The sequence below is a fragment of the Alteromonas sp. R7 genome (assembly GCF_055755235.1).
The window spans coordinates 130,515-145,731 of sequence record NZ_JBVTQX010000001.1; the positions used below are offsets into that span (position 1 = coordinate 130,515).

A 15,217-nucleotide genomic window follows, 5' to 3' on the forward strand; every position below is an offset into this window, starting at 1 on the left:
TTCGCCCTTTTTCATATGCGCTTAGTCAAACCAGTGGCGCGTTTTGTTTGCAAACCACACTAGCGAAAGCATAACTGGTACCTCAACCAGTACGCCCACCACTGTGGCAAGTGCCGCGCCGCTGTGTAAGCCAAATAGTGAAATGGCTACGGCGACCGCCAATTCAAAAAAGTTTGACGTACCAATCATACATGCCGGCGCTGCAACATTATGCGGCAGTTTCATACGTTTTGCCGCAAAGTAAGCAATGGCAAAAATACCGTAAGTTTGTATTAGTAGCGGTATCGCGATAAGCACGATGTCTTGCGGCTGCGATAAAATAGTTTCGGCCTGAAGACCAAACAAAATAACAATAGTGAGTAGCAGGCCGATAACTGAAAAGGGTTTGAACTTGCTAACCAATGCGTCAACAGCGCCATTTCCTTGTGCGTTATTGCCTTTATTTTCCAAGTGACGGCGCGTGATATAACCCGCGACCAATGGCAATACAACATACAGTGCAACAGAAAGCAGCAGGGTATCCCATGGTACGGTTATATCTGTTACGCCCAGCAGCATGGCGGTAAGCGGTGCAAAGGCAACGACCATAATCAAGTCATTAATTGATACCTGGACTAACGTGTAGTTAGCATCCCCTTTGGTAAGGTGACTCCACACAAATACCATCGCTGTACATGGAGCGACGCCCAGTAGGATCATGCCTGCAATGTACTCAGTGGCAGTTTGCGGATCTACCCAGTCGGCAAAAATGCCCTTAAAAAATAGCCAACCCAATAGTGCCATAGTGAAGGGCTTTATCAGCCAGTTAATCACCAAGGTCAGTACAAGGCCTTTCGGCTTTTTACCCACGTCTTTAATTGAGCCAAAGTCTATTTGTACCATCATTGGGTAAATCATTAGCCAAATAAGTACTGCCACTATCAGGTTTACGTGCGCATATTCAAGCGCCGCAATAGACGCAAAGACACCCGGCATGGCATAGCCTAGGCCCACCCCTGCAACAATGCAAAGGCCAACCCACACTGATAAATAACGTTCAAAGAAACCCATTCTGATTCACCTTTGTCTTACTTTACAACGATTTTTGATTAACACGCTTACTCACTTCTTCTGCGCTTTCAACGCGCTCAGAATAGCGGTCAACTAAAAAGTCTTTGTTGTCGCGGGTGAGCAAAGTAAATTTCACCAACTCTTCAACTACGTCCACAATGCGGTTGTAGTAAGGTGACGGCTTCATGCGACCATCGTCTTCAAATTCTAGAAAGGCTTTTGCCACAGAAGACTGATTAGGGATGGTTAGCATGCGCATCCAGCGACCTAAAATGCGCATTTGGTTTACCGCATTGAACGATTGTGAACCGCCGGAAACCTGCATAATCGCCAACGTTTTACCTTGGGTCGGTCGCACGCCGCCAAGGCTAAGCGGTACCCAGTCAATCATGCTTTTCATAATGCCAGTCATGCTGCCGTGGCGCTCTGGTGAACACCAAATTTGCCCTTCAGACCACATCATAAGCTCACGCAGTTCTTTCACTTTTGGATGTGAGTCATCTTCAGTATCTGGCTGCGGCAATCCACGAGGGTCAAAGATTTTGGCTTCAGCGCCAAAGTATTCGAGCAACCGCGCCGACTCTTCAATTACTAGGCGGCTGTACGAGCGTTCTCTGAGCGAGCCGTAAAGTAGCAATATACGCGGCTTGTGGTCTGAGAACCTTGATGCAAAGTTAGCCATAATTGGCTTGTGCATTTGCGCCATTACCGCGTTATCAGATGGGCTTTGTGCCTTTGAGCTTTCTTGGTTGCTTGATATATCTTGGCTCATTGATTTACTGTTACCCATTACTGGGCTCCTAATTTTGATAGTGCCTCTTTAAGCGCTGCTTTATCTAAGTTTTTCTCAGCAAGTTCTGCTAATGCCGCTACACGCTTTTCAATAATATCGATGGTGTTGTTGAAGGCCTCTGCTTTCTCTTGTTCGCTACCTTCTAACTTAGACGGGTCTTCTAAGCCCCAGTGCACCTTAAGAGATTTACCGAAATAAACAGGGCATGACTCGCCCGCCGCTGAATCACAAACCGTGACAACAAGATCAGCATCGTAATCTTCAAATTCATCCCACGACTGGCTTTGAAGGCCGTCTGTACTGAACCCGCGCTCTGCAAGGTACTTAAGAGAAAGAGGGTGTACTTCACCGACAGGCTGGCTGCCCGCGCTGCGCGCTTCTACATTGCCGTTCGAGGCGTTAGTGATGGCCTCGCAAAGAATGCTGCGGCAACGGTTGTGCGTACAAATATATAAAATCTTCATATAAAACCTTGTTTAATGGTCGAGGCTACTGTGGGTAGCTGTAATAAATAGAATAAGACTTCGAAAAAAACAGATACTTGGCGAAGTATTAAGCTGCAATTAACACCAGGGCCTTTTGACCTTTGCTGTGCATTTTTGCAGCGGTCTCTGTGCCATTCAGAAAGTTTGGAATCTAGCAATTCTCGCAGGACAAATTCGCTAACGCCTCGCTAATATATTCATTGTTGTGAATAGCGGTGTTCTTAATGACCTCCAGCGCCCAAGTGGGTAGGTCAGGATGGAGCTGGTAATACACCCATTTGCCCTTACGAGTATCGAGAACTAAACCGCACTTTCGTAAGTCAGCGAGATGGCGTGAAATTTTGGGCTGGCTTAATTGAAGCGCATCAGTAAGGTCGCACACGCATAGCTCACCTTTTACACAGAGCATAAGCAGCGTCTTTAAGCGGGTGTCTTCCGACAAGCATTTGAAAAATGTTAAAGGCTGTAGCTGCGCAGAATCAGAACAAGTCGACATAAATCACATCACATATGAAATTTCGTATGCGATGTATCGTATATGAAATTCCGTATGTGTCAATAATAAATCTGAAATTTCATATGTGTTTGGTAGGGACGAGAGGGTCTTAGACCGCCATTATTCTCGGTAAGCCAGAAATTTAGTGGTTTTCAGGATCGGCAGCCTCAAACGACATCGCTACTTCTTTACCGTTTACCTCATTGTAGTGGGCAATTACCTCGTTCATGAAGGCGAACCATGTTGGATTCGGATGCCAAATAGCCATAAGGTCTTTTTGGGCGGCTTGTTCATTTTCACCAAGTACGTTAATTCTGTATAGATACGTAAAAGCAGCGCCTCGCCAATTCAGTTTGCAGTGCGTGAGTACCTTGTCTTCTTTGATATCGACGGTTTGCATAAACGCTGCGTAATTTAAAAAGTTGGCTAATGTGGGGCCTTCCCAATCCACGGGCACATTAAAGTAATTGAGTCCTAATTCTGAGGTAGTTAAGATTTCACTGGTTCTATCCCCTGGGATCAAATCTACAACGTGCGTCACCCCTTTTTCTTTCAGTAAAGAAAGGTGAGAGGCATCGGGTAAGCCCGAAGAGAACATATATGGCGCGTTTTCTTGGTAGTTGGTGAGCGTTGTAAGTGTCGGTTTGGTATTCATTTGCGTTTGGTCACTGGTTTGCGGTGTTGAATTGTCTTCATGATATGCGTTCGCATGTGCACTTAAACCTAGCCCTAAACCAATACAGGCCGCACTGACAGCGAGACTACGCTTATACGTTTGAAATGACAGTGTATCTTTCAATATTTTAAGTGCTGCTGATTGGTGCTTTTTCATAATTTAGCGCTCGATGTTCACACTGGTTAGTGGTGGCGTTATTGCCATTTCTTACGTTACACATTTGATGGCTTGTTGTCCAAGTGGCAATGCCTCCGTTATGTAAACAGGCCCTAACCGTGGCATTGATAACAACTGCTGAATTGAATGTTTATATATCACTTTTAAGTTTAACTTTTCACTACCTTAGGTTTTAAAGAAGGCGTATTACGACCAGATGATTTTGGTTTGTATTTACAGCTAAGCCAGATTGAAAAAGGAACGCCTATAAGGGCAGGTAGAACCCAACTGACAAGTTGTAGTGACGGCGAGCCTTCGAATAATGCGCGTCCTCCAAAGGCAAAAAATGCGGTATATGCACCAATGCCAGAGCCAATGATATGCCCAATGTGCTCAGTTACCCACGAACCTGCAACGATGTCTTTTTGATAAACATAGCGCGCAATACCAATGGCATTTAACAGTGCAATAGGGGCAAAGATACAAGTTAGCGTGATGCCGTACGTAATACCCTGATACAATGCAATAGAAGCTACAACAGTAAGCAAAGCGGGTAGCCACAGATACTCGATAGTACGCAGTTTCTCAAGATTTTGCTTCGCTTTAAGCACCGCTACAGAATGCCTTACGTTGTTCCACACCAATAGGCTCAACATCAGCAAAAAGAGATATTGGCCTCTAAGGTAGGCAGTGAAATAAGCAACAGACTCAAAGTGCTCGGGCATTGTTGGGTAGATGACTAGCGGAATAAACAACACCATAGTAGAGCTGACAACGCCACTAATAGACGTAAATAGCATTGCTTTTATATAGTAACCACCAAATTGCTTGTGGGCTTTTCCGCCCTTTTTCGTAAGACTAGGCACCCAAAACAGTAAAAGTGACAGAGCACCCGTTAAAATATGAAGCGTTACTATAAAGCCATGAATTGTTTGCATCTTGCTTTCCTTTGGCAATGAACAAAATTGTAGGCTTATAGTGATAACTTCACGAGATTGACAACAGTGCCAGAAGTCATGAAATAAAAAGTGACTTCTGGCCTATGCATTGAACTATATTTTTTGTCAAAGTAACGCTATAAGAACGAAAAGATATAGGTAGTCAGAAACGAATGAAAATCTCAATCCCTGCTCATTGGCGGGTGAGCATCGATATCGAGCGCGCATCTGCATGTATTACGTGGATGTTTGTAAGCGGCTCTGCACTTTACTTCTTGTATCATCAATACTCGTTCATGCATTGGCGATCCCTCTCCGCCATTGCTATTTTTTGTATGCTAGCTGCGACTTTTGTGATTGTCAGTAGGCATGACCACAGTATGCCTTCGTTAAGGCTGCCAACGTTATGGGCGATGTTTCTATTAGCGGTACTTTGCCAGTTTTTGCTTCCCTATGCCTACCTTGCCATCTTCATTGTTATTTGGTCCGCCATTCTTCCTTACTATGTTAATTGGAAAAAGTGCGTCGTACTTTCAATACCATTGGCTTTGCCCACCATCCTCATCCAAGGGTGGGTGTGGCAAGAGCAGCAAGCTGTCTTAACTGGCGCGCTGTTTTGGACATTCAATTTATTTGCCATGATCATGTCAAACACGGCCATTAAAGAATCGAAAGCACGTGAAGAAGCTGACGCGCTCAATAGACAATTATTAAGTACTCAGCAACTAATGAAGCAGGCGCTTACTCAAGATGAACGCCTGCGTATAGCGCGAAACATTCATGATGTTTTAGGGCATCATTTGACGGCGCTTACTATCAACCTTCAAGTCGCGTCTAGAAAGGCGGATTTATTAGAGAGCACTGAATCGCAAGCCATAAAGCAACACGTTGAGCAGTCCCACAGTATCGCTAAGCTTTTGCTCTCTGATGTTAGAGAAGCGATTTCTGACATTCGGGAAAATGCGGCTATTGATTTTTCATTAGCGGTAAACGCACTAATTAACGATTTGCCTAGGCCGATGGTAAATCTGCACATTGACGACAATTTAATGTTAACCAACGTGCGAATTGCCGATTGCCTTTTGCGAAGTATGCAGGAGGCGCTAACTAACGTGATACGCCATACACAGGCGCATTATTTTTCCCTATCACTGACGCAACACAACGGCGCTTACAACCTACTAATGCACGACAGTATGGTGCCGCATGCTGCAGATGAGAAACTCAGTGATGAGCAGCCAAGTAGCATACAGTTCTTCGACAAAGCACCATGTAGCCATTCAGAAGGCGCTTTTGCAGAAGGGGTTCGAAAGGAAGAGCGATCAAGCGAATCTGACACTTCAAGTCATGTGGTGGCTGGCAATGGTCTAAAAGGAATGCAGGAACGGGTTCATGAGCTAAATGGAACTATCAGCTGGCAGCGAACCGAGCAGGGTTTTCGCATCGCAATTCACATACCGGAGGGCGAATGAAAACACGCCTTATATTAGTTGAAGATCAAATGCTGGTAAGGGAAGGCATCAAATCACTTTTAGGGCTTGATGATAGCGTTGAAGTTGTTGGCGAATACGAAAATGGTCAGCAGCTCATTGATAGTGAAAACGCTTTAAACTGTGATGTGATATTAATGGATATTCGCATGCCCAAATTATCGGGTATCGATACTTTGCTTGCACTGAGTGATAAAGGGATCAGTACGCCAGTGCTAATGCTTACTACGTTTGACGATCACGAGCTGGTAAACGGCGCTATGCGCGCTGGTGCAAAAGGGTACCTGCTTAAAGATGTATCGCTAGAAACCCTGGTTGACACTATTACACAAATAAAAAATGGTAAAACGCTGATTCAGCCCGCGGTAACCGAAAAAGTGTTGCAAGGCTTGAAAGGACTGAACGTAGAATTTGAGTCGTTTGAAAATCCAGAGCCACTTACTGAGAAAGAAGTCGAAATTCTCCGTTTGATCGCTGCGGGTTACAGTAATAAAGAAATTGCAGATGCGATGTTCAAATCAACAGGCACCATTAAGAACCAAGTTTCTTCAGTCATGGCTAAGCTTGGTGTACGAGATAGAACGAGGGCAGTGCTCAAGGCGTTAGAGCAGGGGGTTATTTAGTTATACTTTTATACAACATGCTAAAGAATAAGATACACAGGTTGGACCACTTGGTAAAATACAATCATAGGATCACGTGTGATTTCGGAGAAGTACATGAGCAAGTGGTTAGTAGTTTTATCTTTAGTTTTCGGTGTGAGCACGACAGCTCACGCCAATTTGATTTTAAACGGTAGCTTTGAGAACAACGATATTAAGAGTAATAGCTGGAAAGCCTTCACTGCTGGAACAGTTGATGGGTGGAGCGGCACAAATATGGAGCTATGGGATAACTTCCAAGGGTTAAATGCATTTGATGGTAGCCAATATGCTGAGCTTAATGCCAATGGCAATAATGGCCGATACTTTATTTTTCAAAGCTTCTCTACTGAAGCAGATGCTACCTATGATGTGTCATTTGCTTATGCAGCACGAGGTAAAGGTGAAAGTTTTCAGCTAGACATATTCAGCGATACGGACAACATTTTGTTCAGTCAAGTGTTTGACGATCACGCCATTAAAACTTGGTCTGAATTCTACGGTGATTTTGTTGCGCAAACTGCGCTGACAACCATCCGTTTTTCTACCATCAATACAGGAACCTATGGCAATTTTGTTGATGATATCGTGGTAACTGAAGCGCCTAGATTAGCGAGTGTATCCAGTGTTTCAGTTAGTGAGCCAGCGAGCTTGGCTATTTTGCTACCTCTTTCAGCTTTTGCGTTTATAAGACGCAAGAGAGCCAAATAGATTTACACATATGGTAACTACAAAAAGGCCCGCATTTATGCGGGCCTTTGTTTTTTATTCTAAAATATCTGCGCTTTGGTTCTAATGCTTATTTATCCATATGCACAACAGAGCGGATACTTTCACCTTTATGCATTAAATCAAAGGCATTGTTAATGTCACCAAGACCCATGGTGTGAGTGATAAACTCTTGAAGACCAAAGTCACCATTTAAGTATTGCTCTACAATACCTGGCAGCTCTGAACGACCTTTAACACCGCCAAATGCAGAGCCGCGCCATACACGACCTGTCACTAACTGGAATGGGCGCGTTGAAATTTCTTGTCCTGCACCAGCTACACCAATGATCACAGATTCGCCCCAACCCTTGTGACAGCACTCAAGTGCAGAACGCATCACGTTGACGTTGCCGATACATTCAAACGAGTAGTCAACACCGCCGTCAGTCATTTCAACAATCACTTCCTGAATAGGCTTATCGAAATTCTGAGGGTTTACCACGTCAGTTGCACCAAGCTGTTTTGCTAGGTCAAACTTACTTTCGTTGATATCAATACCAATAATGCGACCGGCGCCAGCCATGCGTGCACCGATAATAGCGGATAAACCAATACCGCCTAAGCCAAAGATAGCAACCGTATCGCCCTCTTGTACTTTCGCGGTTTTAAGTACAGCGCCCATACCGGTGGTTACGCCACAGCCAAGCAAGCATACTTCTTCTAATGGGGCGGTTTTGTTAACTTTCGCTAGCGAGATTTCGGGCAAAACTGTGTACTCAGAAAATGTTGAGCAGCCCATGTAATGATAAATTGGCTCACCATCTTTTGAGAAGCGGCTTGTGCCGTCTGGCATTAGGCCTTTACCTTGGGTTGCACGCACCGCTTGGCAAAGGTTGGTTTTGCCCGATGTACAAAACTTACACTCGCCACATTCTGCGGTGTAAAGTGGAATAACGTGATCGCCAACTTCTACACTGGTCACGCCTTCACCCACCATTTCAACAATACCGCCACCTTCGTGACCTAAAATTGAAGGGAATACGCCTTCTGGATCTTCACCTGATAATGTAAATGCGTCAGTGTGGCACACACCAGTTGCAACAATGCGTACAAGCACTTCGCCCTTTTTAGGAAGCTCTACATCAACTTCTTCCATCTTTAACGGCTCACCTGGGCCCCAAGCCACCGCAGCTTTTGACTTAATGTGGGTTTGTCCTTCCTGCAATGAATCTTTGAATGACGCCATGTAATGACTCCTTAATCATAAATAAATGATGATGTTTTATAGGCCAAAGTATAGGAGACGGATTACTATTGATAAATACAGTTTTAGTAAATCACTTTTTCATAATTGTAATAATTGATTTAGCCAAATAGAATGTACTTAAATAAACCAGCGCTTTGTTGAACAACGCTAAACTAACGAGTGGCGATAATGAAATATCTAGAAGGCATAGCTGAGTTTTGTGCCGTAGCTGACGTTGGCAATTTTACCGGGGCTGCAAATAAGCTCGATACGTCAGTGGCGCAGATAAGCCGTAAAGTCGCATCACTTGAAAAGCAGCTGGGCGTAAAATTATTACAGCGTACAACGCGCAGCGTATCGCTTACTGAAGCGGGTACGCAGTATTTTCAGCAGGCAATGCCCGCGTTAAAGGCGCTCGAAGATGCCCAGCTAGCGGTGAGCGCACTGCAAGCATCGCCGCAAGGGCTAATTAAACTTACCGCTCCCGTAGCGTTTGGCGAAGCATTCATAGCGCCATTGCTCAATACCTTTATGCAAAAGTACGCTGGCATTAGTGTGCAGTGTACGTTCTCCAATGAAAAACTCGATATTGTGGAGCTTGGTCTCGATCTCGCTATTCGTATTGGCAAACTAGAAGACTCGACGCTGGTTGCAAAAAAGCTGGCTACACGTCATTTGTTTGTATGCGGAAGTAGGGATTATTTTAAAGAGCAAGGTCAACCCAAAAGTATTGAAGAGTTAAAAGAGCACTCGTTGCTGGTGGGGTCACAACCCTATTGGCGTTTACTTATCGATAATAAAATTCAATCAATTCCTGTACAGGGAAGAGTACGGTATAACAGCGGGAATGCCCTATGCAGCGCCGCGGTTGCTGGTTTGGGTATTGCACAGCTACCCGGTTTTTACGTGCGTAAAGCGCTAGCCTCTGGTCAGCTAATAGAGCTGTTTCCCGAGTACAAAGACAAGCAAGAGGCTATTTGGGCCGTATTTCCTTCAAACCGAAATGTTGCACCTAAAATTAGATTGCTGGTGGATTTTTTAGCTCAACATCTCATCTCAGACAGCTGATGTGTTTGTTTAAAAATAGTGATCGAAATACAGCGCCTGTATCTAAATATTCTTTAATAAAGGTGACATGCAGGTGATGAAGTGCACAATGATGAGGGAAAAATTAACGTACGCGGCGCTCGTGTACACAACTTAAAAAATATCAGTATTGATATACCGCGAAATGAAGTGGTGGTGTTTACCGGTGTATCTGGCTCAGGAAAATCTTCTTTGGCTTTCGGTACGCTTTACGCAGAAGCTCAGCACCGCTATTTAGATTCAATATCACCTTATGCCAGACGACTAATTGAGCAGGTGGAGAAACCTGACGTAGACGTGATTGACGGCTTACCGCCTGCTGTGGGCCTGCACCAGCGCCGGGGCGCACCTTCAGTTCGTTCTTCCGTTGGTAGTATCACCACGCTTTCTAATAGTCTGCGAATGCTTTATTCCCGGGCCGGGGATTATCCCAAAGGGCAGAGCATTGTCTACGCAGACGGGTTTTCTCCTAATACGCCCGAAGGTGCATGTGAACATTGTGACGGTATTGGAAAAGTTTTTGACACACAAGCTCATCGCCTTGTACCCGACGACAGCCTCACCATACGTGAGGGCGCTGTGGCAGCTTGGCCTGGTGCATGGCAGGGCAAAAACCTAGTAAGGGTATTGTTGTCGCTAGATATCGATGTTGATATTCCATGGCGTGAACTGCCTCAAAAAACCCGTGACTGGATCTTATTTACCGACGAAATGCCTCAGTTACCTGTATACCGAAACTATAACCTAGCGCAAACCCGTAAAGCACAACAAGAGGGCGAGCCTGCCAGCTACAATGGCAAGTTTATCAGCGCGCGACGTCATGTGCTCGATACGTTTAAAACCTCTCAAAAAGAGAAAATGAAGCAGCGAATTGCTCCCTTTATATCTGTTGAAGCATGTCCGGTTTGCCGTGGAAAAAAGCTTAAGCAAAATGCGCTGGCAGTGAAAGTTGATGGCTTAGATATTATTGAGTTTTCAAGGCTGCCACTACAGCAAGTTCACGAAAAGCTTCAGGCATTAAGAAAGTCAGTCAAAGGTGATACTTCAGAGCGTGGTCAGGTGATACGTACTATTACGGGCGACATTATTGAAAGAGTGAAGCCCATAGTAGCGCTTGGGCTTCATTACCTTTCGTTAGATAGAAGTACAACAAGTATCTCAGTAGGCGAACTACAGCGATTGCGTCTGACGACCCAGCTTAAATCGAATTTATTTGGCGTTGTCTTTGTTATGGATGAACCCTCATCAGGTCTTCACCCTCGCGATGTAGAAGGGCTTATTCACGCGCTTCACAATATTACCGATACGGGCAATTCACTGCTCGTTGTCGAGCACAATCCTTACGTCATCAAAGGGGCTAACTGGGTCGTAGATGTAGGGCCGAAAGCGGGAGTGAACGGAGGTGAGCTTGTCTATAGTGGGCCGGTTAAAGAACTGGCAAGCACAAAAAACTCTTTAACGGCAGACTATGTTTTTAACAATAAAGCACTAAGCCAGCGTATAAAACGTAAATCATCAGGGGGATTGCGTTTAAAAGACGTGTCCAGAAATAATGTCAGCCATGTTGATATTGATATTCCACTAGGTGTGATGACCTGTGTCACTGGCGTTTCCGGCTCTGGAAAGTCGAGTTTAATTAGCCAAGCATTAGTTGAGTTAGTCAAAGGTGGTTTAAATACAGCCGAGAAAGAAGGGAAGCGAGCGCAAGAAACAAGAGAAACGAAAGAACTGCTTACTGACGCCAATTCGCTTCTTACTAACGACACTTTTTCACTTAAAAGTGAACCGCGACAAGGCTGTATTGAAAGCGGACTTGAAGCGTTAAGCCGTATAGTTGTGGTAGATCAGTCTCCCATCGGCAGGACTCCCCGTTCAACTTTGGCAACCTATACCGGCATATTTGACCAAATCAGAAGTTTATTTGCTTCAACCGAAGAAGCAAAATCCCGTGGTTACGATGCGGGTCATTTCTCGTTTAACGTTGCAAAAGGGCGGTGCCCACATTGTGAAGGCTTGGGTGTGGTATCGGTAGAATTACTATTTATGCCGAGTGTTTATTCCCCCTGTACTGTTTGTAACGGTCAGCGTTTTAACGATAACGTACTGGAAGTTGGTTACAATGAGCATTCTATCGCTGATGTATTATCGCTTACGGTTGAAGAAGCACTATCTGTATTTAGTGATAATCAAGTTATTACGCGGGGACTTAAAACGCTAATGAACGTAGGGCTTGGCTATCTAACCCTTGGGCAAAGTGCCACTGAATTATCAGGCGGCGAGGCGCAGCGCATTAAATTAGCGTCAGAACTTAAACGTGCCCAAAATGCTAATACCCTATACGTGCTTGATGAACCTACAACAGGTTTACATCTTTCAGACACTGCATTGCTTATGCAGCATTTAAGCACCTTAGTTGAAGCGGGGAATACTGTGGTGATGGTTGAGCACAATATGCAGGTGGCTGGGGCTTGCGACCACATTATTGATATGGGGCCAGGCGCTGGTGATGAGGGAGGAGAAATAGTTGCTGAAGGCAGACCAGAGGAGGTTGCTAAAGTTCAGCAAAGTGCAACAGCCCCATTTTTAAAGGCGAGTTTGGCTTAAAGAAAGGTTTTGATTGAGTTAGGTTTGAATGATCTTAGAAATAAGTCGTTGTTTAAAGCTACTTGAATACTAGTAAGCCAGCAAAGAAACGGCTTGAACTCGTATTTGTACCTTAAAAAGAAATATTAGTTAAAGAGTGTTGCACTTTTTGCAACACAGTGTAGTGAAAACTGCGGTTGACATATAGACGTCTATACGGCAAATTGCTTGTATGAAAAAGATTCTACTTACTCGCACCACCATTATGTTAATTACCACCTTAAAAAGGGCGGTCGCTGACTAGTGCAAGTAAGCAAAAGACAACGAAAGCCCGCCTAACACAGAGCGGGCTTTTTTTTACACACGTTTTAGCATGCGTAACCTTAAGGAGCAGCATATGAAAGTCTTAAAGTTTGGGGGTTCTTCTCTAGCCGATGCACCGCGATACATGCGCGTTATGGAGATTAGCACGGCGACCCACCAAACCGACGGTGCTGCGGTTGTACTCTCTGCCCCAAAGGGGGTAACGAACGCGCTTTCACTACTATGTGAACAAGCAGCCGCGGGTGAAGATTTCCAGCCGTTATTCAATAAGTTGAACGACACGGTTACCGGCATCGCCAACAACCTAAACGAAGAACTCGACGGGTTTGCACATGCAAGCGTGGTAGAATTCATTAATAGTCACCTTTCAGTATTAAAACAGCACCTTGAAGGTATAAAGCTGCTTGGTGTTGCACCTGATAATGTTGCTGCCGGTATTCTAAGTATTGGTGAGTACATCTCGGTGACGCTTTTTAGCGCTATGCTATCTGCTAAAGGTATCGCTAATCGCGTTATTGACCCGGTTAAGTATGTGCTGGCCGAAGGCGATTACCTAGACAGCATTGCCGATGTGTCGCTTAGTAAAGCGCGCTTTTCAGATGTGCCTACTGACGGCAGTGAATTTCTGGTCATGCCGGGGTTTGTTGCTGCTAACGAAGCGGGCGACAAAGTCACGCTTGGGCGTAACGGCTCAGACTATTCAGCGGCCATTTTAGCGGCGTGTATAGACGCAAATTGCTGTGAAATTTGGACAGACGTAGATGGTGTTTATAACGCTGACCCGAACCAAGTTGAAGGGGCAGTGCTGTTAGACAAGCTTACCTATCAAGAAGCGATGGAGCTGTCTTATTTCGGTGCCAAGGTACTTCATCCGAAAACTATCGGTCCTATTGCCCAACACCACATCCCTTGTTTGATCAGAAACACACTAAACCCAGCTGCGCCAGGTACGCTAATCAGCAATGAAAAAAGCGAGGTGTGGACGTCAGTTAAAGGTATTTCACAGCTTGATAACGTCACCATGTTTAACGTTGCAGGCCCTGGCCTTAAAGGCATGGTTGGTATGGCAAGTCGTGTGTTTGAGGTGATGTCGAACGCCAATATTTCAATAAGCCTTATTACCCAGTCTTCTTCAGAATACTCAATCAGTTTCTGTATCCAAAGCAAAGACGCCAGTCGAGCGTTAACGCTTCTTGAAGATGCATTCGCGCTAGAGCTTCAAAATCAATTGCTAGACCCCATTGAAGTGCGTCATGACCTAGCCATTGTTACTTTGGTTGGTGACGGTATGCGTCAAACCAAAGGCTTGGCAGCGCGTTTCTTTAACTCGCTTGCCCAAGCGCGGGTAAACAACGTAGCTATTGCTCAAGGCTCTTCAGAGCGCTCTATTTCAACGGTAATTGAAAGTAAGCGTGCTAAGAAAGCGGTAAAAGTCATTCACCAGAATTTTTTCTCTGACCGCCATACCATTGACGTATTCCTAGTAGGGTGTGGCAATGTGGGAACCGAACTGCTAGGTCAAATTGAAAAACAACAGCCTGCATTGTTAAAACGCAATGTTCAGCTGAGAGTTTATGGCATTGCAAATAGCCGGAAACTGCTGTTAAACAGTCAAGGGATTGATTTAAGCGGTGACTGGAAAGCGGCACTTGAATCGGCAAGCGAAGGATTAAGCGTAGAACGCCTGCATCAGTTCGCTAATGACAATAGTCTGGTAAACCCGGTGATTGTTGACTGTACTAGTCACGAAGCAATTGCAGAGCAATATGTAGATATGATGGAAAGCGGTTTTCACGTAGTAACGCCAAATAAAAAGGCGAATACGAGCGCTATGTCTTACTACCGCAAGCTTCGCAAGACCGCGCAATCGACAAATCGTCAGTACCTTTACGAAACCACTGTCGGCGCAGGGCTACCGGTTATTGATAACTTGCAAAAGCTATTCAGCGCCGGCGACACCTTACACCGCTTTGAAGGAATTCTATCAGGTAGCCTATCTTATGTGTTTGGCAAACTTGAAGAAGGCATGAGCCTGTCGCAAGCGACACAAACAGCCAAAGACAACGGCTTCACAGAGCCTGATCCGCGCGATGACTTAAGCGGCATGGACGTAGCGCGCAAGCTGCTTATCATGGCTCGTGAAGCTGATTTAGCGTTAGAACTATCTGACATTGAAATTGAGTCTGTACTGCCAAAAAGTTTTGCCGAAGATTGTTCAATTGACGAGTTTATGCAGCAGCTGCCAGAGTTAGATGCGTCGTTTGGTGAAAAGGTTGAAGCGGCTAAAGCAGAAGGTAAAGTACTTCGTTATATCGGCAGCATTGAAGACGGAAAATGCAAAGTAAGCATTCAGGCTGTACCGGCAAGTAACCCTCTTTCGCAGGTAAAAGACGGTGAAAACGCGCTGGCGATTAACAGTGACTACTATAGCCCAATCCCTTATGTAATTAGAGGATATGGAGCAGGTGGTACGGTAACAGCAGCAGGGGTGTTTGCTGACATTCTGCGTACTATGCCGTGGAAGCAAATGGCGCACTAAGGG

At 45.0% G+C, this 15,217-nt stretch carries 13 protein-coding genes; 6 read left to right on the forward strand and 7 right to left on the reverse strand.

The genetic code is table 11. The annotated features are described in order from the left end of the window. Positions 1 to 21 precede the first annotated feature (21 nt). From arsB to AC0J2X_RS00610, 6 genes are all read right to left on the reverse strand, one after another. Positions 22 to 1,050 carry an ACR3 family arsenite efflux transporter gene (gene arsB / locus AC0J2X_RS00585; protein ID WP_014980115.1) on the reverse strand — a complete coding sequence of 343 codons (1,029 nt, stop codon included), beginning with the start codon at positions 1,048 to 1,050 and terminating at the stop codon, positions 22 to 24. 22 nt (positions 1,051 to 1,072) lie between these two features. Continuing rightward, complete coding sequence (arsH, locus tag AC0J2X_RS00590) at positions 1,073 to 1,840, reverse strand: arsenical resistance protein ArsH (protein ID WP_039226266.1); 768 nt, start codon at positions 1,838 to 1,840, stop codon at positions 1,073 to 1,075. Then, positions 1,840 to 2,307, reverse strand: a complete 468-nt coding sequence (locus AC0J2X_RS00595; RefSeq protein ID WP_014980113.1) for an arsenate reductase ArsC — start codon at positions 2,305 to 2,307, stop codon at positions 1,840 to 1,842. Before AC0J2X_RS00595 ends, arsH begins: the two co-directional genes overlap by 1 nt. Positions 2,308 to 2,479: 172 nt before the next feature. Beyond that, positions 2,480 to 2,824, reverse strand: coding sequence for a metalloregulator ArsR/SmtB family transcription factor (locus AC0J2X_RS00600; protein WP_156078765.1), 345 nt, complete (start codon positions 2,822 to 2,824; stop codon positions 2,480 to 2,482). 142 nt (positions 2,825 to 2,966) lie between these two features. Continuing rightward, on the reverse strand, positions 2,967 to 3,656 hold the full coding sequence (locus AC0J2X_RS00605) for a protein-tyrosine phosphatase family protein (RefSeq protein ID WP_156078764.1): 690 nt from the start codon (positions 3,654 to 3,656) through the stop codon (positions 2,967 to 2,969). Between the two features lie 170 nt (positions 3,657 to 3,826). Then, positions 3,827 to 4,594 carry a hypothetical protein gene (locus AC0J2X_RS00610; RefSeq protein ID WP_156078763.1) on the reverse strand — a complete coding sequence of 256 codons (768 nt, stop codon included), beginning with the start codon at positions 4,592 to 4,594 and terminating at the stop codon, positions 3,827 to 3,829. A gap of 173 nt (positions 4,595 to 4,767) precedes the next feature. On the opposite strand from AC0J2X_RS00610, the gene AC0J2X_RS00615 reads away from it, so the two are divergent. The 3 genes from AC0J2X_RS00615 to AC0J2X_RS00625 all read left to right on the forward strand — a co-directional run bounded on the left by AC0J2X_RS00615 (position 4,768) and on the right by AC0J2X_RS00625 (position 7,436). Continuing rightward, positions 4,768 to 6,066 (forward strand): sensor histidine kinase, encoded by a 1,299-nt coding sequence (locus AC0J2X_RS00615; RefSeq protein WP_156078762.1) that lies wholly within the window; start codon positions 4,768 to 4,770, stop codon positions 6,064 to 6,066. Further along, on the forward strand, positions 6,063 to 6,707 hold the full coding sequence (locus AC0J2X_RS00620) for a response regulator (protein WP_156078761.1): 645 nt from the start codon (positions 6,063 to 6,065) through the stop codon (positions 6,705 to 6,707). Before AC0J2X_RS00615 ends, AC0J2X_RS00620 begins: the two co-directional genes overlap by 4 nt. 96 nt (positions 6,708 to 6,803) lie before the next feature. After that, on the forward strand, positions 6,804 to 7,436 hold the full coding sequence (locus AC0J2X_RS00625; RefSeq protein ID WP_039226283.1) for a carbohydrate binding domain-containing protein: 633 nt from the start codon (positions 6,804 to 6,806) through the stop codon (positions 7,434 to 7,436). Positions 7,437 to 7,524: 88 nt separating this feature from the next. Here the strand turns inward: AC0J2X_RS00625 and AC0J2X_RS00630 are convergent, their stop codons facing one another. Next, a complete protein-coding gene (locus AC0J2X_RS00630; RefSeq protein ID WP_069944808.1) occupies positions 7,525 to 8,682 on the reverse strand; it encodes an S-(hydroxymethyl)glutathione dehydrogenase/class III alcohol dehydrogenase in 1,158 nt (385 codons plus the stop codon). A gap of 189 nt (positions 8,683 to 8,871) precedes the next feature. Here AC0J2X_RS00630 and AC0J2X_RS00635 point away from each other — a divergent pair, with 189 nt between their 5' ends. From AC0J2X_RS00635 to thrA, 3 genes are all read left to right on the forward strand, one after another. After that, positions 8,872 to 9,750, forward strand: coding sequence for a LysR substrate-binding domain-containing protein (locus AC0J2X_RS00635; protein WP_014950489.1), 879 nt, complete (start codon positions 8,872 to 8,874; stop codon positions 9,748 to 9,750). Positions 9,751 to 9,831: 81 nt separating this feature from the next. Further along, entirely contained in the window at positions 9,832 to 12,372 is a 2,541-nt protein-coding gene (locus AC0J2X_RS00640; protein ID WP_069944807.1) for an excinuclease ABC subunit UvrA, read from the forward strand. Between the two features lie 376 nt (positions 12,373 to 12,748). After that, positions 12,749 to 15,214, forward strand: a complete 2,466-nt coding sequence (thrA, locus tag AC0J2X_RS00645; RefSeq protein WP_069944806.1) for a bifunctional aspartate kinase/homoserine dehydrogenase I — start codon at positions 12,749 to 12,751, stop codon at positions 15,212 to 15,214. Positions 15,215 to 15,217 lie beyond the last annotated feature (3 nt).